The organism is Aurantimonas sp. DM33-3 (genome assembly GCF_014334315.1).
In the GTDB taxonomy this organism is placed as follows: Bacteria; Pseudomonadota; Alphaproteobacteria; order Rhizobiales; family Rhizobiaceae; genus Aurantimonas; species Aurantimonas coralicida.
Map to the genome: position 1 here is coordinate 63,498 of NZ_JACSGS010000010.1, position 25,079 is coordinate 88,576.

At 68.0% G+C, this 25,079-nt stretch carries 27 protein-coding genes; 12 read left to right on the top strand and 15 right to left on the bottom strand.

What is annotated here, in order from left to right; genetic code table 11:
* Nucleotides 1-15: 15 nt before the first annotated feature.
* Nucleotides 16-1,236, bottom strand: a complete 1,221-nt coding sequence (locus H9Q09_RS14440) for an argininosuccinate synthase (protein ID WP_187391607.1) — start codon at nucleotides 1,234-1,236, stop codon at nucleotides 16-18.
* 195 nt (nucleotides 1,237-1,431) lie between these two features.
* Here H9Q09_RS14440 and H9Q09_RS14445 point away from each other — a divergent pair, with 195 nt between their 5' ends.
* Nucleotides 1,432-2,076: a LysE family translocator gene (locus H9Q09_RS14445; RefSeq protein WP_187391608.1), complete on the top strand. Its 645-nt coding sequence runs from the start codon at nucleotides 1,432-1,434 to the stop codon at nucleotides 2,074-2,076.
* Between the two features lie 13 nt (nucleotides 2,077-2,089).
* Here the strand turns inward: H9Q09_RS14445 and H9Q09_RS14450 are convergent, their stop codons facing one another.
* From H9Q09_RS14450 to thpR, 7 genes are all read right to left on the bottom strand, one after another.
* Entirely contained in the window at nucleotides 2,090-2,749 is a 660-nt protein-coding gene (locus tag H9Q09_RS14450) for a glutathione S-transferase (protein WP_024351895.1), read from the bottom strand.
* A gap of 81 nt (nucleotides 2,750-2,830) precedes the next feature.
* Nucleotides 2,831-3,052, bottom strand: a complete 222-nt coding sequence (locus H9Q09_RS14455) for a BrnA antitoxin family protein (RefSeq protein WP_187391609.1) — start codon at nucleotides 3,050-3,052, stop codon at nucleotides 2,831-2,833.
* Between the two features lie 5 nt (nucleotides 3,053-3,057).
* On the bottom strand, nucleotides 3,058-3,513 hold the full coding sequence (locus H9Q09_RS14460) for a hypothetical protein (protein ID WP_187391610.1): 456 nt from the start codon (nucleotides 3,511-3,513) through the stop codon (nucleotides 3,058-3,060).
* A 105-nt stretch (nucleotides 3,514-3,618) separates the two neighbouring features.
* Nucleotides 3,619-4,860 carry a 23S rRNA (adenine(2503)-C(2))-methyltransferase RlmN gene (gene rlmN, locus H9Q09_RS14465; RefSeq protein WP_187391611.1) on the bottom strand — a complete coding sequence of 414 codons (1,242 nt, stop codon included), beginning with the start codon at nucleotides 4,858-4,860 and terminating at the stop codon, nucleotides 3,619-3,621.
* Nucleotides 4,861-5,047: 187 nt separating this feature from the next.
* Entirely contained in the window at nucleotides 5,048-5,554 is a 507-nt protein-coding gene (locus H9Q09_RS14470; RefSeq protein WP_024351891.1) for an invasion associated locus B family protein, read from the bottom strand.
* A gap of 356 nt (nucleotides 5,555-5,910) precedes the next feature.
* Nucleotides 5,911-6,291: a YkvA family protein gene (locus H9Q09_RS14475; RefSeq protein WP_029703649.1), complete on the bottom strand. Its 381-nt coding sequence runs from the start codon at nucleotides 6,289-6,291 to the stop codon at nucleotides 5,911-5,913.
* A gap of 83 nt (nucleotides 6,292-6,374) precedes the next feature.
* Nucleotides 6,375-6,968 (bottom strand): RNA 2',3'-cyclic phosphodiesterase, encoded by a 594-nt coding sequence (gene thpR, locus H9Q09_RS14480; protein WP_187391612.1) that lies wholly within the window; start codon nucleotides 6,966-6,968, stop codon nucleotides 6,375-6,377.
* A 178-nt stretch (nucleotides 6,969-7,146) separates the two neighbouring features.
* Between thpR and H9Q09_RS14485 the strand changes: the two genes are divergently transcribed.
* Nucleotides 7,147-7,836, top strand: coding sequence for a GNAT family N-acetyltransferase (locus tag H9Q09_RS14485; protein WP_187391613.1), 690 nt, complete (start codon nucleotides 7,147-7,149; stop codon nucleotides 7,834-7,836).
* Here the strand turns inward: H9Q09_RS14485 and H9Q09_RS14490 are convergent.
* On the bottom strand, nucleotides 7,811-8,491 hold the full coding sequence (locus tag H9Q09_RS14490; RefSeq protein ID WP_187391614.1) for an arylesterase: 681 nt from the start codon (nucleotides 8,489-8,491) through the stop codon (nucleotides 7,811-7,813). The genes H9Q09_RS14485 and H9Q09_RS14490 overlap by 26 nt on opposite strands.
* Before the next feature lie 64 nt (nucleotides 8,492-8,555).
* Here H9Q09_RS14490 and H9Q09_RS14495 point away from each other — a divergent pair, with 64 nt between their 5' ends.
* The 4 genes from H9Q09_RS14495 (at nucleotide 8,556) to H9Q09_RS14510 (ending at nucleotide 13,624) form a co-directional block, all read left to right on the top strand.
* Nucleotides 8,556-9,281, top strand: a complete 726-nt coding sequence (locus H9Q09_RS14495) for an ABC transporter ATP-binding protein (protein ID WP_187391615.1) — start codon at nucleotides 8,556-8,558, stop codon at nucleotides 9,279-9,281.
* Between the two features lie 101 nt (nucleotides 9,282-9,382).
* Nucleotides 9,383-11,875 (top strand): ABC transporter permease, encoded by a 2,493-nt coding sequence (locus tag H9Q09_RS14500; protein ID WP_187391687.1) that lies wholly within the window; start codon nucleotides 9,383-9,385, stop codon nucleotides 11,873-11,875.
* Between the two features lie 246 nt (nucleotides 11,876-12,121).
* Nucleotides 12,122-12,880, top strand: coding sequence for a Bax inhibitor-1/YccA family protein (locus H9Q09_RS14505; RefSeq protein WP_024351884.1), 759 nt, complete (start codon nucleotides 12,122-12,124; stop codon nucleotides 12,878-12,880).
* Between the two features lie 201 nt (nucleotides 12,881-13,081).
* Entirely contained in the window at nucleotides 13,082-13,624 is a 543-nt protein-coding gene (locus H9Q09_RS14510; protein ID WP_187391616.1) for a GNAT family N-acetyltransferase, read from the top strand.
* A 10-nt stretch (nucleotides 13,625-13,634) separates the two neighbouring features.
* On the opposite strand, the gene H9Q09_RS14515 is transcribed toward H9Q09_RS14510, so the two are convergent.
* The 3 genes from H9Q09_RS14515 to acnA form a co-directional block, all read right to left on the bottom strand.
* Nucleotides 13,635-13,940 (bottom strand): DUF2794 domain-containing protein, encoded by a 306-nt coding sequence (locus H9Q09_RS14515; protein ID WP_348646309.1) that lies wholly within the window; start codon nucleotides 13,938-13,940, stop codon nucleotides 13,635-13,637.
* Nucleotides 13,941-14,156: 216 nt separating this feature from the next.
* Nucleotides 14,157-14,924 (bottom strand): DUF1223 domain-containing protein, encoded by a 768-nt coding sequence (locus tag H9Q09_RS14520; RefSeq protein WP_187391618.1) that lies wholly within the window; start codon nucleotides 14,922-14,924, stop codon nucleotides 14,157-14,159.
* A gap of 239 nt (nucleotides 14,925-15,163) precedes the next feature.
* Complete coding sequence (gene acnA, locus H9Q09_RS14525; protein WP_187391619.1) at nucleotides 15,164-17,923, bottom strand: aconitate hydratase AcnA; 2,760 nt, start codon at nucleotides 17,921-17,923, stop codon at nucleotides 15,164-15,166.
* A gap of 346 nt (nucleotides 17,924-18,269) precedes the next feature.
* Between acnA and ccmA the strand changes: the two genes are divergently transcribed.
* From ccmA to H9Q09_RS14555, 6 genes are all read left to right on the top strand, one after another.
* Complete coding sequence (gene ccmA / locus H9Q09_RS14530) at nucleotides 18,270-19,013, top strand: heme ABC exporter ATP-binding protein CcmA (protein WP_210315370.1); 744 nt, start codon at nucleotides 18,270-18,272, stop codon at nucleotides 19,011-19,013.
* On the top strand, nucleotides 19,010-19,669 hold the full coding sequence (gene ccmB / locus H9Q09_RS14535; protein ID WP_187391620.1) for a heme exporter protein CcmB: 660 nt from the start codon (nucleotides 19,010-19,012) through the stop codon (nucleotides 19,667-19,669). The genes ccmA and ccmB overlap by 4 nt, the downstream gene beginning before the upstream one ends.
* A gap of 88 nt (nucleotides 19,670-19,757) precedes the next feature.
* On the top strand, nucleotides 19,758-20,516 hold the full coding sequence (locus H9Q09_RS14540) for a heme ABC transporter permease (protein ID WP_187391621.1): 759 nt from the start codon (nucleotides 19,758-19,760) through the stop codon (nucleotides 20,514-20,516).
* A 10-nt stretch (nucleotides 20,517-20,526) separates the two neighbouring features.
* A complete protein-coding gene (gene ccmD, locus H9Q09_RS14545) occupies nucleotides 20,527-20,718 on the top strand; it encodes a heme exporter protein CcmD (protein ID WP_187391622.1) in 192 nt (63 codons plus the stop codon).
* Entirely contained in the window at nucleotides 20,715-21,374 is a 660-nt protein-coding gene (locus tag H9Q09_RS14550) for a DsbE family thiol:disulfide interchange protein (RefSeq protein ID WP_187391623.1), read from the top strand. The genes ccmD and H9Q09_RS14550 overlap by 4 nt, the downstream gene beginning before the upstream one ends.
* An 81-nt stretch (nucleotides 21,375-21,455) precedes the next feature.
* On the top strand, nucleotides 21,456-22,019 hold the full coding sequence (locus H9Q09_RS14555) for an NUDIX hydrolase (RefSeq protein ID WP_187391624.1): 564 nt from the start codon (nucleotides 21,456-21,458) through the stop codon (nucleotides 22,017-22,019).
* Nucleotides 22,020-22,058: 39 nt separating this feature from the next.
* On the opposite strand, the gene H9Q09_RS14560 is transcribed toward H9Q09_RS14555, so the two are convergent.
* From H9Q09_RS14560 to ftsY, 3 genes are all read right to left on the bottom strand, one after another.
* Nucleotides 22,059-22,862 (bottom strand): tellurite resistance TerB family protein, encoded by an 804-nt coding sequence (locus tag H9Q09_RS14560; protein WP_187391625.1) that lies wholly within the window; start codon nucleotides 22,860-22,862, stop codon nucleotides 22,059-22,061.
* A gap of 43 nt (nucleotides 22,863-22,905) precedes the next feature.
* A complete protein-coding gene (locus H9Q09_RS14565) occupies nucleotides 22,906-23,568 on the bottom strand; it encodes a septation protein A (protein WP_187391626.1) in 663 nt (220 codons plus the stop codon).
* A gap of 84 nt (nucleotides 23,569-23,652) precedes the next feature.
* Complete coding sequence (gene ftsY / locus H9Q09_RS14570; protein WP_246716160.1) at nucleotides 23,653-25,038, bottom strand: signal recognition particle-docking protein FtsY; 1,386 nt, start codon at nucleotides 25,036-25,038, stop codon at nucleotides 23,653-23,655.
* Nucleotides 25,039-25,079: the final 41 nt, after the last annotated feature.

The window sequence follows — 25,079 nt, forward strand, 5'->3', positions numbered from 1 at the left end:
GGCGCCGGTGAGAGCCTAGCGGCCGTCGCGCTTGGCGAGCGTGCGCAGGCGCAGGGCGTTCAGCTTGATGAAGCCGGCGGCGTCCTTCTGGTCGTAGGCGCCGTGATCGTCCTCGAAGGTGACCAGCGCGTCGGAATAGAGCGACTTCGCGCTCTCGCGGCCCTCGACGATGACATTGCCCTTGTAGAGCTTCAGCCGCACCGTGCCCTCGACATGGCGCTGGCTGTGGTCGATGGCGGCCTGCAGCATCTCGCGCTCGGGCGAGAACCAGAAGCCGTTGTAGATCAGCTCGGCATAGCGCGGCATCAGCTCGTCCTTCAGGTGCATGGCACCGCGGTCGAGGGTGATGGATTCCATGGCGCGATGGGCGGCGAGCAGGATCGTGCCGCCCGGCGTCTCGTAGATGCCGCGCGACTTCATGCCGACGAAGCGGTTCTCGACGAGGTCGAGACGGCCGATACCGTTGTCGCGGCCCAGATCGTTCAGCGCCGCCAGCAGCTCGTGCGGCTTCATCTCCTTGCCGTCGATGGAGACCGGATCGCCGTTCTTGAAGCCGACGGTGATGATCGTCGCCTTGTCCGGCGCGTCCTCGGGGCTGACGGTGCGCATGAAGACGTAGGGCGGGGCCGATTCCGCCGGGTCTTCCAGCACCTTGCCCTCGGAGGAAGAGTGCAGGAGGTTGGCGTCGACCGAGAAGGGCGCCTCGCCGCGCTTGTCCTTGGTCACGGTGATCTGGTTCTTCTCGGCGAAATCGAGGAGATCGGTGCGCGACTTGAACTCCCAGTCGCGCCACGGCGCGATGACCTTGATGTCGGGGGCCAGCGCATAGGCCGACAGCTCGAAGCGCACCTGGTCGTTGCCCTTGCCGGTGGCGCCATGGGCGATGGCGTCGGCCCCGGTCTCGCGGGCGATCTCGACCAGCCGCTTGGAGATCAGCGGCCGGGCGATCGACGTGCCGAGCAGGTAGGTGCCCTCGTAGACCGCATTGGCGCGGAACATCGGGAAGACGAAGTCGCGGCAGAATTCCTCGCGCACGTCCTCGATGTAGATCTCCTTGATCCCCATCATCTCGGCCTTCTTGCGAGCCGGTTCCAGCTCCTCGCCCTGGCCGAGATCGGCGGTGAAGGTGACGACCTCCGCGCCGTATTCGGTCTGCAGCCATTTCAGGATGATCGAGGTGTCGAGGCCGCCCGAATAGGCGAGGACGACCTTCTTGATGTCGCGATGCTGTGCCATGGGTTCTTCCGTCTTGCCGTTTGCATGGGCTCTAGCGCAAAGCGGGCCGCGAGGGAAACCGGGCGTCGCACGGGCAGGGCCGGTGCGGGCGGAAATCCGGTGGCGTTCGGCCCGTTGCGGGCCTAGGTTCGGCGCCGGTCTGCCGCTGCCGCAGATGGCGCGAGCGAAGGGTCCCGGCACACAGATGAGGGCGCGATGAGCTTTCTTCCCGATCTTGCGACGCTGCTTGCCTTCGTCGCCGCGGCGTTCGTCCTGACGATCACGCCCGGGCCGGACATGACGCTGTTTCTCGGCCGCACCCTCTCGGAGGGCCGGGCCGCCGGTTTTGCCGCCATGCTCGGCGCGGCGACGGGCATCCTCGTCCATACCAGCCTTGCCGCCTTCGGCATCTCGGCGCTGATCGCCGCCTCGCCGGAAGCCTTCCTGGCGCTGAAGATCGTCGGCGCCGGCTATCTCGTCTTCCTCGCCATCCAGGCGGTGCGCGGCAGTTCCACCTTCCGCCTCGACGGCACCGCGGCGCGGCGCCCGCACAGCCTGTTCTCCAACTGGTTGACCGGGATCGGGATCAATCTCCTCAATCCCAAGATCATCCTGTTCTTCGTGACCTTCCTGCCGCAATTCGTCTCGGCGCGTGACAGCGACGTCGCCGGGAAACTGTTCTTCCTCGGCGTGTTCTTCATCGTCCTGGCGGTGCCGATGAGCGCGGCGATGATCCTGGCCGCCGACAGGTTCGCGGCGGCGCTGAAGCGCCGGCCGAAGATCATGCGCGGCATCGACTGGCTGTTCGCCAGCGTGTTCTCGGCCTTCGCCGTGAAGATCCTTCTGACCCAGGGGCGCTGAGCCCGGTCGCGCCTCAGGCGTAGGCGTAGGGGCCACCGCGCTTCAGGCCGCGGCGATAGGCCGGGCGCTCGTGGATGCGCAGCAGGAAGTCGCGCAGCTTCGGCCGGTCCTCGTAGCCGAAACGCTGGGCGGCCGCCTCGACGGGAAAGCTCATCATGATGTCGGCGACGGTCATTTCCGGCCCGGCGAACCAGCCGGTGTCGCCAAGCGAGGCTTCCCAATGGTCGAGATGCAGCGCCATCTGCGGGCGCACCAGCATGTCGTCGACCTTCTTCATCGAGGTCTTCAGGATCGGCTTGGCGAAGAAGGGCGCGCGGGCCGGGATCATCTGCAGCACCAGCATCAGGAACAGCGGCGGCATCGCCGAGCCTTCGGCATAGTGCAGGAAGTGCCGGGCGTTCCAGTAATCCGCGCTGCCCTCAGGCGGCATCAGCCGGCCGTTGCCATGGCCGGCGAGGATGTATTCGACGATGGCGCCGGTCTCGGCGACGGTCCGCTCGCCATCGGTGAGGACGGGCGACTTGCCGAGCGGGTGGACGGCCTTCAATTCGGCCGGCGCGCGCATGTCTTTGGCGCGCTCGTAGCGCTTCACCTCGTAGGTGACCTCGAGTTCCTCGAGGAGCCACAGGACGCGCTGGGAGCGCGAATTGTTCAGGTGATGGATCGTGATCATGGCGCCAATCTGCCGCAGTGCAGCGTCAGGGCAAGGTCTGCCGGTCCGCCATGTCCCGCAACGACGTGCGGGAAGGCCTCTTCAGAGGCCGGCCGCCTTGCGCAGGGCGGCATTGATCCGGTCCTGCCAGCCCGGGCCCTCCTCCTGGAAATGCTCCAGCACGTCGCGGTCGATCCGCAGCGAGACCATCTCCTTGGCGGTCGGAACGCCGGAAGAGGTTTCCTTCAGCCGTTCGGTGGACGGCGCGGCGGGCTTGAAGACGGCTTCTGCGGCGGCGCGGGGATCGGTGGGGCGGCGGGCCATTCTGTCTATCCTTCGCTGGCGCCGTCGGCGCTCGGTTCGGTCCTGCGGCGGCGCCACCGGCCGGCGGATCGTCCAGCGACGATCCAGTAGGCCAGGGCAAAGCAGAGGGAGGCGACGACGATCGCCGTCTGGACGCTCATATGCGGGGCACTGCCGCCATAGGCGGTGACGATGATCGCGACGCCGCCGATGATGCCGGCGGCGATGTGGAGAACGATCGACGAGAGGGCGAAGAGCTCGGTGGCGACCATGAACAGGGCCCAGGGCACCAGCACGACCGAGCCGATCTGCGCCGCCTGGGCGAAAAAGGCGATGCCGGTGTGGAACAGGAAGACGGGATCGGCACCGGTGATGCCCCGCGGCGCGTCGAGAAACGGCCAGAGCATGGCGAAGGCGGCGGTCATGACGGCGGCGACGAAGCCGATCGGGATCACGAAGAGAAAACGCAGGACGGTGCTCATGCGGCGGCTCTTATCCTTCCCGAACGGCCGAGGCGAGCGCCCCGCAGGCTGAATATGGGGCGGGTCGCGAGCTGCGCCACGGCGCGCAGGCCGCGGCGACCGCGATCAGTCCGCGGCGAGTTCGCTGGCGCGCAGGGATTCGAGCCGGTCGCGGGCACTCTTCTTCATGCGCTCGGATTCCGACTTGAGCTGGCCGCAGGCGGCGAAGATGTCGCGGCCGCGCGGGGTGCGGATCGGCGAGGCATAGCCGGCCTGGTTCACATAGTCGGCGAAGCGCTCGATCTGGTCCCAGTCGGAACATTCATAGGCCGAGCCCGGCCACGGGTTGAACGGGATCAAATTGATCTTGGCCGGGATGCCGCGAAGGATGCGCACCAGTTCCTTGGCGTCGGCCATGGAATCGTTGACGTCCTTGAGCATCACATATTCGAAGGTGATGCGGCGGGCATTCGACAGGCCGGGATAGGCGCGGCAGGCGTCGAGCAGGTCCTTGAGCGGGTACTTCTTGTTGATCGGCACCAGCTCGTCGCGCAATTCGTCGCGCACGGCGTGGAGCGAAATCGCCAGGCTGACGCCCATCTCCTCGCCCGCCTTGACGATCGACGGCACGACACCGGAGGTGGACAGGGTGATGCGCCGCTTCGACAGGGACAGGCCCTCGCCGTCGGAGGCGACAGCCATCGCCTGGCGGACATTGTCGTAATTGTAGAGCGGCTCGCCCATGCCCATCAGCACGACATTGGTCACCAGCCGGCCACCGTTCGGCACGATCGCGCCGGCCGGGGTCGCCGCGTCGGGCAGGTCGCCGAGCCGCTCGCGCGCCGCCAGGATCTGGCCGACGATCTCGTCGGGCAGGAGGTTGCGCACCAGGCGCTGGGTGCCGGTGTGGCAGAAGGTGCAGGTCAGGGTGCAGCCGACCTGGCTGGAGATGCACAACGTGCCGCGGCCTTCCTCGGGAATGTAGACGGTCTCGATCTCGACCGGCCGGCCGGCGCCGCGGGGCGGAAAGCGGAACAGCCATTTGCGGGTGCCGTCGACCGAGATCTGCTCGTCGACCACTTCCGGCCGGGCGATCGTATGGGCCTCGTCCAGCGCCTGGCGCAGGGTGCCGGCGACATTCGCCATCTGCGAGAAGTCGGCAACGCCGCGCACATAGAGCCAATGCCAGAGCTGCGCGACACGCATGCGGATCTGCTTGTCCGGCACGCCGACGGCGGACAGCGCCTCGCCGAGGGCGGCGCGGTCGAGGCCGACCAGCGACGGCTTCTCGTCACCGGCCATCGGCATAACCGGCGGCGCGGGACGCGGGCGATTGGCGGCGTGGGCGAGATCGAGCGAGACGGCCATAGCGTGTCCTTTCGCAGGCGACGTGCCGGCGAGACTGACTGAAATTCGGAAATTCACCCCGTCACATGACGGTTTCCGGTCGGTTTCGCAAGGTCAGGCCGTCTTTCCGCTGCCTGAAACGCCAAACGCCGGGCTTCCGGGCCCGGCGTTTTCAGCGATGGCAGACCCCGGCCGAAGCCGGTGAGACCTACTTGCAGTCGTTGATCGAGTTCAGCGCCGCGGTCACGCCCGAGAGCGAATAGGTGTAGCTGGTCTCGGTGCCGCGCTGCGAGGTCGCCTCGACGGTCATCACCCGGCCGGCGCGCAGATTGGCGACGAGCTGCGGTTCCTCGGCGGCGTTCTCCATCCAGGCGGACTCGCCCTTGACGAACATGGAGTAATCCTTGCCGTCCACGTCGACGATGACCTTGGAGCCTTCCTTCAGCGCATAGCCCATGACGACCTGCGGCTCGTAGGAGACGCCCTGGCCCGGCTTCTGCGAGACGAGGAAGAAGATGTCGCCATGATCAACATTGGCCGGTGTCATCTTGGTCGGCGTCGACAGGACGTAGCAGATCTTCCCGTCGGAGCCCGAGTAGGAATAGGTGCCCCAGGCGTTGAACTGGTTCATGCGCGTCGGGGTCTGGGCCGCCCCGGCGGCGCTCGAGAAGATCAGAATGGCCGCAGCGGCCGTCAGGACGTTCTTGAGGTTCATGGTTCCCCGCTCATTTCGATGTGCGTGCGTGGTATGGCTGTGGCGACCGGCGCGACGCCGGACGAAAGATTACTGTCGCAGTCTAGCGGCCGGGCCTTTATCCTTGGTTAACGAAACCCCAAGGTGCGGCCGAAGATCGTTGATGTCCGGCCTGTGGGCCAAGAAGGACCCCGGCGTCGTCACCACGCGGGACAGCCCCGGCACATCCGCCGACTTCACGGAATGTGAATGACGGAAAGAATCGGGCGACAGTTTGGCGCGCATGCCGCAATTCGCGGAAAAAGCATCGAAAATCGTTGCGAGACATGGGGTTGGCGCGATCTCGGCCGGCAGGCCGGTCGCGGCGCCGCTCCATTTCAATCGTCCAGTTCGCCCAGGGCCGTGCGCGCCTTCGCATAATGTTCGGGCCGGATATTGTCGCGCACCGTGCGGAACGCGGCCCAGAGAACCGCGATGTCGTCGGTGAAGCCGAGGCCAAGGATGAAGTCCGGGACGATGTCGAAGGGCAGCACGAAATAGGCGAGCGCGGCGAGGAGGACGCCGCGGCTGGCAGCCGGCGTCTGCGGGTCGAGGGCGCAATAATAGGAGGCCACCACGTCCTCCATGAAGGGGATGTGGCGCAGGCCCCGGCGGACCGTGTCGAAGAAGGAGCGGCGCACGTCCGATTCCTGCCGCGCCTGCTCGGCCTCGCTGCCCGGGCGCAGGATTTCGCCGATCTTGCCGTTCTCGATTGCCATCGCATCCTCCGTCTCGCGGACGGTAGATGGATCGCATCGGGCGGCGTCTCAAGCCCCGGCGGTTCGCCGGGCGTCCCGTAGCCTCAGCCGACGCGGTACTGCGGCATCTGGTCGGCGGCGATATCGTGATGCGCCGCCCCATCCGGCGCCAGCGGAAACGCCTCTTCCAGAAGGTAGGGGCCGCCACCGACCGAGTCCTTCGCCGAGAACAGGCCGAAGCGGGAGGCCCGGAAGGGCAAGGTCGAGAAATTGCCGCGGCCGGCGAGATAGCGGGCGACCTCCTCGACCTTGGGCTGGCGGAGCCGGGCGATGGTCACGTGCGGCACGAATTTGCGCGGGTCGGCGGGCAGGCCCACCCGGCGGCAGATCCGGTCGATCTCGGCCTGCAGCTCGGCCAGTACCAAGGGTGCCTCGACCCCGGCATAGAGCGAATGCGGCTTCTTCGATCCGAAGGCGGCGACGCCTTTCAGCGACAGGGTGAAGCCCGAACAGTCGATCCGGTCGAGCTGGGCGACGATCTCGTCGGCCAGACGCGATTCCACGTCGCCGATGAAGCGCAGGGTCAGATGGTAGTTCTCGGCATCGATCCACCGGGCCGACGGCAAGCCACCGCGGAGGAAGGACAGCGACAGGGCGATGTCGTGGGGAATCTCGAGGGCGGTGAACAGTCGCGGCATCGGAAAGACCTCCGTGCGGTGTTGCCATCGCGAAAAGCGTCTCACCTCGCGAGCCATGTGGCAAGCACAGGGCAGCCCTGCACGGGCCTTCGCCGCGTTGTTCGTTTCGCAATGCACAATTATATTCGCTTTGCGGCTCGGGAGATCGCCGCGGGAGGACGAAACAAGGCTGAAGAGCATGTCCAACGTCCCGTCTCCTGCACGCCCGTCAGCGCCCAGCGTTACCGTTGCGGCCGCCGCCCAGCGGGGTGCCGCCTCCGGACCGGTGCATGTCCGGCGCCTGCATCCGGGCGAGGAGCCGCTGCTGCTGGCCCATCTCAAGCGCCTCGACCCCGAGATCCGGCGCCTGCGCTTCGGCAATGCGGTCAACGATTTCTTCCTGGAACGCTACGTGTCGCTGGCGCTCGGCGAGGAGGCCCTGGTCAAGGGCCTGTTCATCGACGGCGAACTGCGCGGCGCCGCGGAACTGCGCTTCCTGACCGGCTCGCATGACGAGGCCGAGGGCGCGTTCTCCATCGAGAAGCCCTATCAGGGCCACGGCCATGGCGACCGCCTGTTCGGCCGGCTCGTCGCCAGCGCGCGCAATCGCGGCGTGCGGCGGCTGTTCCTGACCTGTCTGCGCGAAAACCGCCGCATGCAGGCGATCGCCGCCAAGCACGGCGCCGACCTCAGCTTCGAGGCCGGCGACGTCACTGCCGAGATCCTGCGGCCCTATGCCGACGTGCGGAGCATGGCGCGGGAATGGACCGACGAGACCGAAGCCTTCGCCTTCGCCATGATCGAATGGCGGCGCAAGCGCCTACGCAGCTTCGCCGCGCCGCTGCGCCGGCTGGCGGCGAGCTTCAACCCGTTTCCCGCTCCGCACTGATCGCATCGAGCGCCTTGGTCACCGCCGGCAGGATGCGCTCGACGATGACGGCGACGCCCTCCGGATTGGGGTGCATGCCGTCGTCCTGGTTGAGCGCCGGCTCGGCGGCGACGCCATCGAGGAAGAACGGATAGAAGGCGACGTCGTATTTGTCGGCGAGGCGCTGGTAGATGCCGTCGAACTCGGCCGCGTAGTCGGGGCCCATGTTGGGCGGCGCCATCATGCCGGCGAGAAGCGCGGTCTGGTCCCGGGCCTGCAGCTTGGCGAGGATCTGGTCGAGATTGCGCTCGGTGATCTCCGGCGAGATGCCGCGCAGCGCGTCGTTGGCGCCCAGTTCGACGATGACGAGATCGGCCTCCTGCGGCACCGACCATTCCAGCCGCGCCAGGCCGCCGCTGGTGGTGTCGCCGGAGACGCCCGCATTGGCGACGCTGACGTCGTGGCCGGCATCGCGCAGGGCGGCCTGCAACTGCTCGGGGAAGGATTCGCCCGGGCCGACACCGTAGCCGGCGCTCAGACTGTCGCCGAATGCGACGATCTGCAGCGTCTCGCCCGCTTCGGTGGGCGTCGCCGCCTGCTGCGCCAGTGCCGCGACCGGCAGCATCAGCCATGACAAGATCGTCATGACCATCAGGATCGGTTGGAAGCGTTGCATCGCACACCCATATAGCGCAGGCCCCAGCCGGGGCGGTCGCCCCCGCATATAGGAGCTGGCAGGCTTGGCAGAACCAGCGATCCGGTTACGAAACGTTCATCTGACGCTCGGGTCCGGCCGAAGCGCGGTCCACGTCCTCAAGGGCGTCGATCTGTCCGTCGATCGCGGCGAGTCCGTCGGCATTGTCGGGCCGTCCGGCTCGGGCAAGTCGACGCTGCTGATGGTGCTGGCCGGTCTGGAACGGGCCGACAGCGGCAAGGTGGAGATCGCCGGACGCTCGCTGGAGGGTCTCAGCGAAGACCGGCTCGCCGCCTTCCGCGGCCAGAATGTCGGCATCGTCTTCCAGTCCTTCCACTTGATCCCCAACATGACGGCGCTCGAGAATGTTGCGGTGCCGCTGGAACTGGCCGGGCATCCGAAGGCCTTCGAGCGCGCCACCCACGAGCTGGGACAGGTCGGCCTCGCCGACCGCGTGTCGCATTATCCGGGCGAATTGTCGGGCGGCGAGCAGCAGCGCGTCGCCATGGCGCGGGCGCTGGCGCCGGAGCCGGCGATCCTCATCGCCGACGAGCCGACCGGCAATCTCGACCAGGAGACCGGCCGGCAGATCGCCGACCTGCTCTTTGCCGAACAGCAGCGCCGCCAGATGACTTTGGTGCTGGTCACCCACGATCCGGCGCTCGCCCATCGCTGCGGCCGCGAGATCGCCGTGCGCTCCGGCGTCATCTACGACGATCGCGATGCCCCCGGCGCCCGGACCGAGGCAGAGCTGGCGAGCGCCGCCGGATGAGCGTCGCCGACACCACCGAAGCCGTCGCCGCGCCGGCGCGGCCCGACATCGTCGGCGGGCGCAGCCATTTCCGGCTGGCGCTGCGCTTTGCCCTGCGCGAGATGCGCGGCGGCCTGTCGGGCTTCTACATCTTCCTTGCCTGCATCACGCTCGGCGTGGCGGCCATCGGCGCGGTCAATTCCGTCGCGACGATGATGACCAGCGGCATCGCCCAGGAAGGGCGGGCGATCCTCGGCGGCGATCTGCGCTTCGCCCTGGTCCAGCGCGAAGCCAACGCCGAGGAGATGGCCTATTTCAACGAACTCGGCGACGTGGCCGAAGCCGCGTCGCTGCGCTCCATGGTGCGGCTTCCCGACGGAACCGACCAGTCGCTGGCCGAGGTGAAGGCCATCGACGGCGCCTATCCGCTCTTCGGCACGCTGGAGACCACGCCGGCGGCGCCGCTCGGCGACCTCCTGGCCGAGCGGGACGGCCGCTTCGGCGCGCTGGCGGCCTCCGAGCTGTACGACCGGCTCGGGCTGGAGCCGGGCCAGACCATTCGCCTCGGCGATTCCGACATCGAACTGCGCGGCGTGATCGATCGCGAACCGGACGTCCTGTCGGACGGCTTCAATTTCGCGCCGCGCCTGATGATCGCTCGCACGGCGCTCGACGCGACAGGACTGATCCAGCCGGGCAGCCTCGTCGAATACGACTACAAGGTCCGCCTGACCGGCAACAACCGCGATGCCGAGGCGCTGTCGAAGGCAGCCAACGAACGGTTTCCGCAGTCGGGCTTCCAGATCCGCACGGCCGCCGAGGCGGCGCCGTCGCTCCAGCGCAATATCGAGCGGTTCTCGCAGTTCCTCACCCTGGTCGGGCTGACCGCGCTGATCGTCGGCGGCGTCGGCGTCGCCAATGCGGTCAACGCCTATCTGGATTCCAAGCGGGCGGTGATCGCCACCTTCAAGAGCCTGGGCGCCGGCGGCAGCTTCGTCGTCATGGTCTATCTGATCCAGATCATGCTCCTTGCGACGGTCGGCATCGCGCTCGGCCTCGTCCTGGCGGCGATCGCGCCCTTCGTGACGGCGCGGTTCCTGGAAAGCGTGATCCCGGTCGCGGCCAGCGCGTCGATCTATCCGGTCGCGCTCCTGACAGCGGCGGTCTTCGGCGCCCTGACGGCACTGGCCTTTGCGCTGCTGCCGCTCGGGCGCACCCGCGACATCGCGGCGACCGCGCTGTTCCGCGAGGCGGGCGCCACCGGCGGCTATCGCATGCGCTGGGCCTATCTCGGCTCGGCGCTGGGCCTGGCGCTGGTCATCGCCCTCCTGGCGCTCGCCATGGCCGGCGACCGGCGCGTCGCGCTGATCTTCCTCGGCGGCACGGCGGCGGCCTTCGTCATCCTGCGCGCCGTCGCCATCGGCATCGAGTGGCTGGCGTCCCGCGCGCCGCGGGTGCGCTCGACGCCGCTGCGGCTGGCGATCGGTAACATTCACCGCCCCGGCGCGCTGACCGGCTCGGTCGTCCTGTCGCTCGGCCTCGGCCTGACGTTGCTCGTGACCCTGGCGACCATCGACTACGATCTGCGCCGCGAGATCGGCACCGGGCTCGCCTCGCGGGCCCCGAACTTCTTCTTCGTCGACATCCAGAGCAGCGAGATCGACGGCTTCCGCCAGACCGTCGGCGAGCTGGCGCCGGGGGCGGAACTGAACGCTGTGCCGATGCTGCGTGGCCGGATCACCGCCCTCGACGGCCAGGACGTCGCCACCATGGAGCCGCCGGAAGAGGGCGGCTGGGTGCTGCGCGGCGACCGGGGCCTGACCTATTCGCCCACCGTGCCGGAAAACTCCTCGCTCACCGAGGGCGAGTGGTGGCCCGAGGATTACGATGGCGAGCCGCTGGTCTCCTTCGCCGCGGAGGAGGGGCGCGAGCTTGGCCTGTCGATCGGCGACACGCTGACGGTGAACGTGCTCGGCCGCGACATCACCGCGCGCATCGCCAGCTTCCGGGCGGTCGAGTGGGAGACGCTGGCGATCAACTTCATCATGGTCTACTCGCCCAACACCTTTGCCGGGGCGCCGCATGCCTGGCTCGCCACCCTGTCGGTGCCGCAGGACGCGGCGGTGACGGAAGAGGCGATCCTCAACCGCGTCACCAACGCCTATCCGGCGGTGACCAGCGTCCGGGTCAAGGATGCGCTCGATGCCATCAACGGGTTGATCGCCCAGCTCGCTTTGGCGATCCGCGTCGCCGCGGCGGTGGCGCTCGTCGCCTCCGTGCTGGTGCTCGCCGGGGCGCTGGCGGCCGGCAATCGCGGCCGGGTCCATGATGCGGTGGTGCTGAAGACGCTGGGCGCGACGCGCATGGTGCTGATTCGCGCCTTCACCACGGAATATCTGCTTCTGGGGCTGGCCACCGGCATCTTCGCCATCGGCGCGGGCGCGGCGGCGGCGTGGTTCGTGGTCGACCAGATCATGCAGCTGCCCTTCGTCTTCGACTGGACAGTGGCGCTGACGACGCTCGGCGTCTCGCTGGTGCTGACGGTGGGGATCGGCCTCGCCGGCACTTGGCGCGTTCTCGGGCAGAAGGCGGCGCCTGTCCTGCGCAATCTCTGACGGGCGCTCGCGGATATGAGCCGCCCGTCGGCCCTGACGGAGCTGGTTCAGGCCGCGGATAACGCAGAATTAATCCTGAATCCGCGCGATTTCGTCACCGCGCGGCGGGGTACTCTTGTGTGCCGCGCGGCCCATCCGCATATTATCGTCAGGATCGCTGGGCGTCCCGCCAGCGGCGCCTCCATGTGCCGGCCATTTCGTGCCGGATATGGACACCGGACGGGACACGCAGAAAGGAATTCTTCCATGGCGGAATATCGGAACGCCGGCGCTCGCACTGTGCCAGCCGCCGGTACCAGAGCGGACATCGACCAGGGCCTCCGCTCCTACATGCTCAAGGTCTACAACCTGATGGCAGGCGGTGTGGCGCTGACCGGCGTCGCGGCCTACGCCCTGTACATGCTGTCCTTCGTGACGAACGACGCCGGTGATGTCGTCGGTCTCACGCAGCTCGGCAACACGCTCTTCAACACGCCGCTCAAATGGGTGGTGATGCTGGCCCCGCTCGGCATGGTCTTCTTCCTGTCGTTCCGGGTCCACAAGATGAGCGTCGCAGCCGCCCAGACGACCTTCTGGATCTATTCGGCGATGGTCGGCGTCTCGCTGGCCTCGATCTTCGCGGTCTATACCGGCGAATCCATCACCCAGGTGTTCTTCATCACCGCAGCCTCCTTCGGCGCGCTGTCGCTCTGGGGCTATACCACCAAGCGGGACATCTCGGGCTGGGGCTCGTTCCTGTTCATGGGCGTGATCGGCATCGTGATCGCGATGGTCGTGAACATCTTCCTCGCCTCGCCGGCCCTGCAGTTCGCCATCTCGGTGATCGGCGTGCTCGTCTTCGCGGGGCTGACCGCCTACGACACGCAGCAGATCAAGGAAATGTACTACGAGGGTGACGGCTCGACCGTCATGGGCCGCAAGGCCGTGATGGGCGCCCTGCGCCTCTATCTCGACTTCCTGAACATGTTCCTGTTCCTGCTGCAGCTGTTCGGCAACCGCGAATAGTCTGCCCGACCAGGGATGTGAGTTGACGAGGGCGGCCCGCGGGCCGCCCTTTTTCGTGGGCGCGGCATCCCGCCGCGGACGCCGTGTTTGGCGATCGCTAGTCGGTGAATTTCCGCGGCCGGCCCTGCAGGGCGGCATTGATCCGCTGCGCTGGGCGGTGCATCAGAAGCGGGACCAAACAAGCGAAGAGCCGCCGCGTCCATGAGTGCCCACACGATCCGTCTCGCCGTCCTTGCGGACGTGCCCGCCCTGACCGCGATCTACGAGGATGCGGTCCTCCACGGCACGGCGTCCTTCGAGCTGGTGCCGCCGGACCAGGCCGAGATGGAAGCGCGCTTCAACGCGATCACCGGGCAGGGCTTTCCCTATATCGTCGCCGAGGACGCGGACGGGACAGTGCTCGGCTACGCCTATGCCAACGCCTTCCGCACGCGGCCGGCCTATCGCTTCGCGGTGGAGGATTCGGTCTATCTGGCGCCCGAAGCGAAAGGCCGCCGGATCGGCACAGATCTCCTGACGCGGCTGGTGGAACTGTCGGCGGAGCGCGGCTTCCGCCAGATGATCGCCGTCATCGGCGGCTCCGACCACACGCCGTCGATCCGCCTGCACGAGCGGGCGGGCTTCAAGATGATCGGCGTGTTCGAGAATTCCGGCTTCAAGTTCGGCCGCTGGATCGACACGGTGCTGATGCAACTGCCCCTCGGCGGCGACAGCCTGCCCGACGAGACGCGCCACCCGGGCTGAGCTTGGCGGATCAGCCGATCTCGGTGCGCTTCAGATTCTTGTCGAAGACGCCCAGCACGGTCGCCAGATCGTGGCCGCGCTTGAGGATCAGCCCGCCGGCGGCGACCACCTGATAGGCGCCCTGCTTGCGGGCGAGCTTGGGGTTCTTCTCGATCCGGTACATCGGCATCTCGCTGGTCCGGCGGAAGACGGAGAAGACCGCCCGGTCCTTCAGCATGTCGATGGCGTAGTCGCGCCATTCGCCGGCGGCGACCATGCGGCCGTAGATACGCAGGATCTGGGAGAGTTCGTGCCGGTCGAAGGACACGATCGGCATGTCCGACGGACGGGAGCCGGGAAACGGCAGGAGATTGGACGCGCTGTCGCCGTTCGATCCGGAAAAATCCAAGTCAGCCCCTCGTGCGATCATGCGCCGCTCGGCGGGGCGCGCTCTGGCTCGTGACCATATGGTGACACGGAAATGGGGTCGCGCCAAAGCGATTCAACCGATCGCCGCGAGACCGTTTCGGCCGGTCGATGCGGGCGTTGCCGCTCAGCGCTGGTGGAACTCGACCTGCGCCGCCGCCAGGATCGGGCCGGGCTTGCCCTCGTCGGTCACCGACTGCAGCAGCGCCGCCCAGCCCCGGCTCTCGCCTTCGGGGCGGGTCAGCATCTCCAGCGGCAGGTCGACCTCTAGCGGTTCGCCGGACCACATGCCGAGGATGCGCCAGTCCTGCACCGCATGGCTGTTGACGATGGTGGTGCCGCGGTTCTCGCCGCGGTCGATCGCCGTCCGGGTCTCGTCGTCATAGGTCACGAGCATCAGCACCGGCTGACGGCCGCCGGCCTTGGCGCCGGCGACGTCGGCGGTGATATGCAGCCGGTCGTCGTCGACGCGCATGGTAACGCTCGCGCCCTTGCCGGCCGCCTTCAGCGGATGATTGTCCATCAGCGCGCGGACCTTGCCCTCATGCGAGCCGATGGCGTCGGCAACGCCGTTCACCACGACCTGCGGGGTGTAGATGGTGGTGGTGCCGAAGGCCGCGGCATAGGCGCGCTGGCGCTCGGTGTTCTCGCTGGAGCCGTGGGTGTCGCGCCAGCCGATATAGTCCCAGTAATCGACGTGATAGGCGAGGGCGAGGATGCCTGGTTCGACGGCGAGCCGGCTGAGAATCCGGTCGGCCGGCGGGCAGGACGAGCAGCCCTGGCTGGTGAAGAGCTCGACGACCTGTTCGACGGGGCGGATCTCGATCTGCCCGGCACCGGCGGCCTGCGCGACCGGCAGCGACGCGGCGAGGAGCGCACACAGACCCGCGAGCATCGGCCTCATGGCGAGACGCTGCGCACGAGCGGCAGGTCCATGCTCGGCGTGACGGCGCAGGGCCGCAGGGATCGGTCGGGGGCTGTGTTCATGATGCGAACCTAGAGGTCGGGACGAACACCCGCTAGTCACTTGGCGGTGACGGAGAGTGCCGGGTCGCCGACATGGCAAAGCCGCCGGTCCTGGAACCGGCGGCTTCGATTGTCAGGCGGGCCGCAGGGACCTGCCGGGATCGCCCATCAGGCGGCGAGGCGGCGCAGGACGTACTGCAGGATGCCGCCGTTGCGGTAATATTCCAGCTCGTCCAGCGTATCGATGCGGGCCTGGATCTTCACCGTCTGCACCGAACCGTCGGACGCCTCGATCCGGGCTTCCAGGATCTGGCGCGGCTTCAGTTCGGTCAGGCCGTCGATGGTCACCTTCTCGTCGCCCTTGATGCCGAGCGACTGCCAGGAGGTGCCTTCCTCCGCGAAGACGAAGGGCACGACGCCCATGCCGACGAGGTTGGAGCGGTGGATGCGCTCGAAGCTCTCGGCGATGACCGCACGCACGCCGAGGAGCACGGTGCCCTTGGCCGCCCAGTCACGCGACGAGCCGGTGCCGTATTCCTTGCCGGCGAAGATGACGAGCGGCACGCCCTCGTCCTTGTACTTCATCGCCGCGTCGTAGATCGGCATCTGCGCGCCGGACGGCTGGTGGCAGGTCACGCCGCCTTCGACGCCGGGCACCATCTCGTTCTTGATGCGGATGTTGGCGAAGGTGCCGCGCATCATGACTTCGTGGTTGCCGCGGCGCGCGCCGTAGGAGTTGAAGTCCACCGGGCGGACCTGATGGCTGACGAGATAGTCGCCGGCCGGGCCGTCCTTCTTGATCGAACCGGCCGGGGAGATGTGGTCGGTCGTGATGGAATCCTTGAACAGGCCGAGGATGCGCGCATCCTTGACGTCCTGAACCGCTTCCGGCTCCTGCTTCATGCCCTCGAAATAGGGCGGGTTCTGCACGTAGGTGGAGCGGTCGTCCCAGTCGTAGGTCAGGCCGCCGGACACCTCGATCTTCTGCCAGTGCTCGTCGCCCTTGAAGACGTCGGCATAGCGGTTCTCGAACATGTCGCGGGTGACCGTCTTGCGGACGATCTCGGCGATTTCCTGCGTCGTCGGCCAGATGTCCTTCAGATAGACGTCGTTGCCGTCCTGATCCTGGCCGAGCGGCTCCTTGGTGATGTCGACGAACATCGAGCCGGCCAGCGCATAGGCGACGACCAGCGGCGGCGAGGCGAGATAGTTCGCCCGCACGTCCGGATTGACCCGGCCCTCGAAGTTGCGGTTGCCCGACAGCACCGAGCAGGCGACGAGGTCGTTCTGGGTGATCGCCTCGGAGATCGGCTCCGGCAGCGGCCCGGAATTGCCGATGCAGGTCGTGCAGCCATAGCCGACGAGGTTGAAGCCCAGCGCGTCCAGATCCTTCTGCAGATCGGCCTTGTCGAGATATTCGGTGACCACCTGCGAGCCGGGGGCCAGCGAGGTCTTCACCCAGGGCTTCACCTTGAGGCCCTTCTCATGCGCCTTGCGGGCGACGAGACCGGCGGCAACCAGCACGTTCGGGTTGGAGGTGTTGGTGCAGGAGGTGATCGCGGCGATCACCACGTCGCCGTCGGCCAGGCCGTGCTCGGCGCCCTCGACCGGATGGCGCACGTCGCCGGGGGTCGTGTTCGGCGGCACCGCGCCTTCGTCCATGTAGCGCGAATCGGCGTTCGACTGCGGGGTCTCGCTCTTCTTGCGACCGCCCTTGATCTCGGCCAGGGCGTCGACGAACTTGGTCGCCGCCTCGGTCAGCGCGACGCGGTCCTGCGGACGCTTCGGGCCGGCCAGCGACGGGACGACCGTCGACAGGTCGAGTTCCAGCGTGTCGGTGAAGACCGGGTCCGGCGTGCCGTCCTCGCGGTACATGCCCTGCGCCTTGGCGTAGGCCTCGACCAGCGCGATGCGGTCCTTGTCGCGACCGGTCGCCTCCAGATAGGCGATCGTGTCCTTGTCGATCGGGAAGAAGCCGCAGGTGGCGCCGTATTCGGGGGCCATGTTGGCGATGGTCGCCTGGTCCTCGAGGGTCAGGTTCGACAGGCCGGGGCCGAAGAACTCGACGAACTTGCCGACGACACCGCGGCGACGCAGCATCTCGGTGACGGTCAGGACGAGGTCGGTGGCGGTGGTGCCTTCCGGCAGCTTGCCGTCCATGCGGAAGCCGATGACTTCCGGGATCAGCATGGAGATCGGCTGGCCGAGCATGGCCGCTTCCGCCTCGATGCCGCCGACGCCCCAGCCCAGAACCGACAGGCCGTTGACCATGGTGGTGTGGGAATCGGTGCCGACCAGCGTGTCGGGATAGGCGACGGTCTCGCCGTTCTCGTCACGGGTCCAGACGGTCTGGGCGAGATATTCGAGATTGACCTGGTGGCAGATGCCGGTGCCGGGAGGCACGACGCGGAAGTTCTCGAAGGCCTCGGAGCCCCAGCGCAGGAAGGTGTAGCGCTCGCCGTTGCGGCCGTATTCGGCGTCGACGTTCTTGGTGAAGGAATCCTTCTGGCCGAAAAAGTCGACCATCACCGAATGGTCGATGACCAGATCGACCGGAACCAGCGGGTTCACCTTCTTGGGGTCTGCGCCGAGATTCCGGGTCGCGTCGCGCATGGCGGCGAGGTCGACCACGGCGGGAACGCCGGTGAAGTCCTGCATCAGCACGCGGGCCGGGCGGTAGGCGATCTCGTGGCCGGCCGAACCCTTGTCCTCGATCCAGCGGGCGAGGGCGCGGATGTCGTCCGCCTTGACCGTGCGGTCGTCCTCGTTGCGCAGCAGGTTCTCGAGCAGGACCTTCAGCGAGAAGGGCAGGCGGGCTACGCCCTGAAGGCCGTTCTTCTCGGCTTCCTTCAGGTCGTAATAGACATAGTCCTTGCCGCCCACGGAGAGCGTCCTGCGGCTATTGAAACTGTCGGGTGCGTGGGACAATTGGCTTCGTTCCTTCTCGACCAGTATAAGTCCGAAGGGCGAACGGCCTTGAGCGCTGCGGAAAAGCGCTCGAAGATGCGGGTGCGACCATTTCCGCTTGTCCGCCCCGGTGCCCGCCGGTGCCGGACGGGGACCCTGAGATCGGCGCTGAATTGTTGCCACGCCGGTCGCTGGTGTGGTTGCGGTCGTTATAGGCAAGTTTGTAACGGCTATAAAGGGCCAGATGGCCTTGGGGCGGAAAATCCATTGCAGTGCAGAAAAAGGCGGACATGACAAGGACTTGGCCGTGCCGGACCGGCGCCCACCAGCCGCCGCGCGTCGCGCCCTGCCTTTGCAGGCCGGTGCAATGTCACGCAATTTCCGCCGCGGGCCGGGCGTGAGCGGGCCGATCGCGACCGCCGCGGGGCTGGTCGTCGGGCGTGGCGGAGCGGCCGCAGCCGGGCCGCTGGATTTCCGCATTGCGGCAGGCGAGGCGCTGGTCGTCACGGGGGCGAACGGCGCCGGCAAGTCGACGCTCCTGCGCACGCTGGCCGGCCTGCTGCCGCCGGTCGCCGGTCGTATCGACGTGACGGGCGCGACGGCACCGGACGGCGAGGCGGCCCGCACACTGGCGGAGATCGCCCACTATGTCGGCCACCGCAATGCGATGAAGCCGAATATCAGCGTCGGCGAGAACCTCGCCTTCTGGCGGCGCTATCTCGGGGGCGGCAGGGATTGCGGCCGGTCGATCGCCGACTGCCTCGACGCCCTGGGGCTGCCCGACCTGTCGCATCTGCCGCAGGGCTATCTGTCGGCCGGCCAGCAGCGGCGGGCGAGCCTCGCCCGGCTGCTCCTCGTGCCGCGCCCGGTCTGGATCCTCGACGAGCCGACCTCGGCGCTGGATGCCGCCTCGCAACTGAAATTCGCAGAGATCGTCGAGGCGCATGTGGCGGCAGGCGGACTGGTGATCGCCGCCACCCACCAGCCGCTCGGCCTGTCCCGCACGCTGACGCTGGATCTGACGCCGTCCGCCCATGCCGCGCGCGACGCCGACCGCGCGGCGCCTTCCATCGATGCGGCAGAGCTTGCTGCCGCGGAGGGCTGGCTGTGATCGCGCTGTTCCGCCGCGACCTGCGGCTGGCCCTGTCGGGCGGCGGCGGCGCCATGACCGCGGTGATCTTCTTCCTCGCCGTCGTCGCGACGATCCCCTTCGGCGTCGGCCCGGACCTCAATCTCCTGTCGCGGATCGGACCGGCCATCCTGTGGATCGGCGCGCTCCTGTCGGCACTGCTCACCCTCGACCGGCTGTTCCAGGCCGACCGGGAGGACGGTACGCTGGACCTGCTTCTGACCGGCCCGACGCCCATGGCGCTGGTGGTGCTGGCCAAATGCGCCGCCCTCTGGGTCGCTTCCGGACTGCCGCTGGTGCTCGCCGCGCCGGTGCTCGGCCTGTTCCTGGCACTGGAGCCGCCGGCGATCGGCGCGGTCATGCTGACGCTGCTGGTCGGCACGCCGGCGATCATCTGCATCGGCGCGGTCGGCGCCTCGGTCGCCGTGGCGCTGCCGCGCGGCGGGGTCCTGGTCTCGGTGCTGGTCCTGCCCCTGGCGATCCCGGTGCTGATCTTCGGCGTCTCGGCCACCTACGGGGCGGTCAACGAGCCCGACCCGTTCCTGCCGCCCTTCCTGATCCTGAGCGCGCTGACACTGCTCTTCGGCGCCCTCGGCCCGATCGCCGCCGGCGCGGCGCTGCGGGCGGGGGCGGATTGACACCGTGCCTCCGGCAGGCGCTTCGCCGGCGCAATCCTGACGAAATCGTATGTTTGCCGGCTGGCTGGAGACCTTCTAGACTGGACCCATGACCGACATGTCCGCCGCCAAGCCGTCGCGCTTCACGATCCTGGCCAATCCGACCCGCTTCCTGGAGCTGTCGGGCAGGCTGCAGCCATGGCTCTACGCCCTGGCGCTCATCGCGCTGGCGATCGGCCTGACCCTCGGCTTTCGTGCCCCGCCTGACTATCAGCAGGGCGCAACGGTGCAGATCATGTTCATTCACGTGCCCTTTGCCTGGCTGTCGATGATGATCTGGACGGTGATGAGCGTGTCGGCGCTCGGCACACTGGTCTGGCGGCATCCGCTGGCCGACGTCGCGGTCAAGGCGGCGGCGCCGATCGGCGCGGTGTTCACCGCGCTGGCGCTGATCACCGGCTCGATCTGGGGCCGCCCGATGTGGGGCACCTGGTGGGTCTGGGATGCCCGGCTGACCTCGGTGTTCATCTTGTTCCTGATGTATCTGGGGCTGATCGCCCTGACCCGGGCGCTGGACGAGCCAGGCCGCAGCGCGAAGGCAGCGGCGATCCTCGTCCTCGTCGGCTTCGTCAACATTCCGATCATCAAGTTCTCCGTCGACTGGTGGAACACGCTGCACCAGAGCGCCAGCGTCATCCGGGTCGACGGGCCGGCCATGCCGCCGGTCTTCCTGATCCCGCTGGTGGTCTCGGCGGCCGGCTTCACGCTCCTGTTCTTCGCCCTGCATCTGACGGCGATGCGCACGGAAGTGCTGCGCCGGCGCGTGGCGGCGCTGTCGCGGCTGGCGGCCCGCCGCGCCGAGGCCTGAGGATACCAATATGCAGAACGACTATACCGGCTTCATCGGCTCGGCCTACGCCATCTCCGTGCTGGCGCTGGTCGGGATCGCGGCCTGGGTGTTTCTCGATGCCCGCGCCCAGAAGCGTGCGCTGAAGGACCTCGAGGCACGCGGCATTCGTCGCCGCTCGGCCTCGGCCTCGCCCGCCACCGGCGCGGAGGCCACGCGATGACGGACGATCCGACGACGCTGCCGACCGCTCCGGCGGCCGAGACCGTGACGAAGGCCCCGAAACCTCGCCGCAACTGGCTGGTGGCGCTGCCGCTGGTGCTGTTCGGCGGCCTTGCGGCGATCTTCCTCTACCAGCTCGTCTCCGGCCATGATCCGCAGCAGATCCCCTCGGTGCTGATCGGCAAGACGGCGCCGCAGACCGTGCTGCCGGCGCTGGACGGCGTTTCCGGCCCCGACGGCGGGCCGATGCCGGCGCTGGATCTTACCGGCTTCGGCGATGGCCGGCCGGTGCTGGTCAATGTCTTCGCGTCCTGGTGCGGGCCGTGCCGGGACGAGCATCCGCTGCTGATGGATCTGGCCCAGGACGAGCGCTTCAAGCTGGTCGCCATCAACTACAAGGACAAGCCGGAGAACGCCCGCAAGTTCCTGGAGTCGCTGGGCAATCCCTATGCTGCCATCGGGGTGGACCAGAAGGGCTCGGCGACGATCGACTGGGGCGTCTATGGCGTGCCGGAGAGCTTCCTCGTCGCGCCAGATGGCGAGATCGTCTTCAAACAGACGGGACCGTTCACGCCCGAGGCGGTGAAGACCGGCCTCCTGCCGGCGGTGGAGCGCGTCCTCGCCGGTCCTTCGAAGGGCACCGCGCCGACGAGCTGACCGGACCGCCCGGACGTTCGGTCGCGGCGTGCCGATCCGCGTGCATATTCCCGGATCGATGCACCGAGCCATATGGGGCGCATGACCGAGACATCCTTTTCCCTGCGCACGCCCGAGGGCGACGACGTCGCCCGCAAGATCTGCGACACTTGCGGCTTCGTCGCCTATGAGAACCCGAAGATCGTGGTCGGTTCGGTGGTCCGCCATGACGGCCGGATCCTGCTGTGCCGGCGCGCGATCCAACCGCGACAGGGTTTCTGGACCATTCCGGCCGGCTATCTGGAGCTGAACGAGACGCCCGAGGACGGGGCGCGGCGCGAGGCGCGGGAAGAGGCGACGGCGCAGCTCGCCATCGAGCGGCTGCTGGCGGTCTATTCAGTGCCGCGGATCAGCCAGGTGCAGCTGATCTACCGCGCGAGCCTTGCCGAACCGACGATTGCGCCGGGCATCGAAAGCCAGGCGGTGGACCTCTTCGCCTGGGACGACATTCCCTGGGACGAGCTGGCGTTTCCGTCGGTCCACTGGGCGCTGAACCACGACCGCGCGGCCCAGGAGGGCGCGCCGCCGGTGCCCTTCACCAATCCGGACGGGGCGTCCGGCAACACGATGCCCGATGGGCGGGCGCTGCCGGTCGGCGAGTTCTGATCAGGCTGGAGATCGGCCGAGGACAGCTGCCTTCGGGCCTCAGCCCTGGACTTCGCCGGCGGTGCGGCGGATTTCGACGGTCAGCTCGGCCGGCAGGTTGAGCCGTGCACCGAGAAGGTCGAGATAGGCCCGCTCGGCGGGATGGTCGGGATCGATCGCCAGCACCGAGGCGGTGTAGATCTCCATCGCCAGTTCCGGCGTGGTGGCGCTGGCGGCGAGCGCATCGATGCTCATCGGCTGGCGCATCTCGTCCATGACGAAGCCCTTTTCTTCGGCATCGAGATCGATCTCGTCGATCCGCCCGAAGATCGCCTGTTGCTCCTCGGCGTCGATATAGCCGTCGGCCTTGGCCGCGGCGATCATCGCCGACAGCATCAGGCGGGCATGGGCCTCCTCGTCGCCGGCCGGCAGGAAGGCAGTGCCTTCGGGGGCAGGGATCTCGGCCGGGGCGCGGGCTGCGTCGGGCAGGCGCGGCGTCGGCTGGGCGTTGGGCAGCGCGGTGCCCTGGCTGGCCTGGTAGTTCTGGTAGGCCTTGTAGGCGAGGCCGGCGACGACGGCCGCGCCACCGAGTTTCAGCGCCGTGCCGCCGAGCTTGCGCACGCCCTTGCCGCGAAACAGGCTGGAGGCGAGGCCGCCGAGAAGCGCACCGCCGATGGCCGAGCCGGCGCCGCCCTGGAGCATGCCGCCGAGCCCCGAGCCAGAGCCGCCGCGCCCCTGCAGCATGCCGCCGAGCTGGTCGACGATCGAGCCGCCCTGGCCCTGGCCGGACCGCTGGTCGCTGGGTTGGCGGCTGCCCTGGTTTCCGGCGCCGAGGAATTCTCCGAGAAGCTTCTGCATGTCCATGTCGGTCGGCCTCTTGGTTGTGAAGATGTCGGTACGGGACGGCCTAGCGGCCGCTGTCTTCCGCGCCGGCCAGTCGCTCGGTCGAATGCTGCTTGATCAGCGGGATCTGGGTCAGCATGAAGACGATGGTGATCGGCATCGTCGCCCAGACCTTGAAGGCGACCCAGAAATCCGTCGAGAAATTGCGCCAGACGACTTCGTTGATGACCGCCAGGAAGATGAAGAACAGGCCCCAGCGCAGGGTCATCTTGCGCCAGCCCTCGGCGTCCAGCTTGAAAGCCTGGTCGAAGACGTAGCCGAGCAGCGACTTGCCGAAGAGCAGCCCGCCGAGCAGCACCGCGGCGAACAGGCCGTTGACGATGGTCGGCTTCATCTTGATGAAGGTCTCGTCCTGCAGCCACAGGGTCAGCGAGCCGAACACCAGCACCACGGCGCCGGTGACCAGCGGCATGATCGGCAGCGATCTGGTGATCGCCCAGGAGACGGCCAACGAGATCGCCATCGCGGCCATGAACAGGCCGGTGGCGATGAACAGCGGCCCGCCGAACTCCTTCAGGACGGGGAACGTCGCCGCCAGCTGCTCGCCGCGCGAATTGGCGAAGAAGAAGACCATCAGCGGGCCCAGCTCCAGCGCAAATTTCAGGAGCGGGTTCATCTCCTTGCGCGCCGGGCTGTTCGGCTCTTCCTCGAGAATGTGGTGCGACATGCGGACTCCCTGTTCCCGGTCCATATCGGAACTGATCGCGACGAATGCGAGGCGTGGCTGCCCATCGCGGCGAATTTTCGCCGGTCAGGCCGACGTGGTGGTGCCGGCGATCGCGGCGGCGAAGTCCTTCGCCTTGAAGGGCTCGAGATCGTCGATGCCTTCGCCGACGCCGACGAAATAGACCGGCAGGCGGAACTTGGCGGCGATGGCGACGAGGATGCCACCGCGCGCCGAGCCGTCGAGCTTGGTCATGACGAGGCCGTTGACCCCGGCCACGTTGCGGAAGATCTCGACCTGGTTCATGGCGTTCTGGCCGGTGGTGGCGTCGAGGGTGAGAAGCACCGTATGCGGCGCGTCCGGCTCGCGCTTCTGCAGCACGCGGACGATCTTCTCCAGCTCGGCCATCAGCTCGGTCTTGTTCTGCAGGCGACCGGCAGTGTCGATAATCAGGACGTCGGAATCGTTCTCGACGGCCCGGTCGTAGGCTTCGTAGGCAAGGCCTGCCGCATCGGCGCCGATCGCCTTGGCGACGACCTCGGACTGGGTGCGCTCGCCCCAGATCTTCAGCTGTTCGACGGCGGCGGCACGGAAGGTGTCGCCTGCGCAGAGCGTGACCTTGAGCCCGCCGCGGGTCAGCTTGGCGGCGAGCTTGCCGATGGTCGTGGTCTTGCCGGTGCCGTTGACGCCGACCACCAGGATGACATGCGGCTTCTTGGCCAGATCGAGCTCCAGCGGCTGGGCGACGGGGTCCAGCGCCTTCTCGATTTCCTCGGCAAGGATCGTGCGCACTTCCTGACCGCTGATCTCGCGGCCGAAGCGGCCTTCCGACAGGCGATCGGTGATCTTCAGGGCGGTCTCGACGCCGAGATCGGCCTGGATCAGCACGTCCTCGAAATCCTGCAGCGTGTCCTCGTCCAGCCGCCGCTTGGTGAAGATCGCGCCGATCGATCCGGTGAGCTGGGTGGAGGAACGCGCCAGCCCTTCGCGCAGGCGCTGCAGCCAGGGCACGCGGGGGGCGGGCGCCGGTTCGGGAGCGGCCGGCGCCTGTTCGCGCAGGCGGAAGCCGGCGGCGGCATCGGGTGCGGGGCGCGGGGCGTTCGCTGGGACGGGCAGGTGCGCCTGGTCGGCTTCGGGCGCGGAGGCCGGCGGCGCCGCGATGTCGGGCTCGGGCGTGCCGGCGGTGTCGAAGGACGGTTCGACCCGCTCGGCGACCGGCGTCTCGCCGTCTTCCTCGTCCTCCGGCGGCAGATCCGCGTCCAGCCATGAGAAGTCGGCATCCTCGTCGTCGGACGAGAGCGCGTCGTCATTGTGCCCGTCGAGATGATCGGCATCGGAGGCCGGCGGGATGCCGGGCGCCGCCGCATCGGCGATCTCGGAGGTCTCGCGGGTTTCGCCCGCAAGCGGCTCGACGGGCGCCGCAACCTCCGGCTCGGCATGTTCGCCCAGCCGCTCGGCGGGGTCGGCGCCCAGAAAGGCGAACTCGCTTTCGTCGGCGGGCTCGGTCGGCGTCG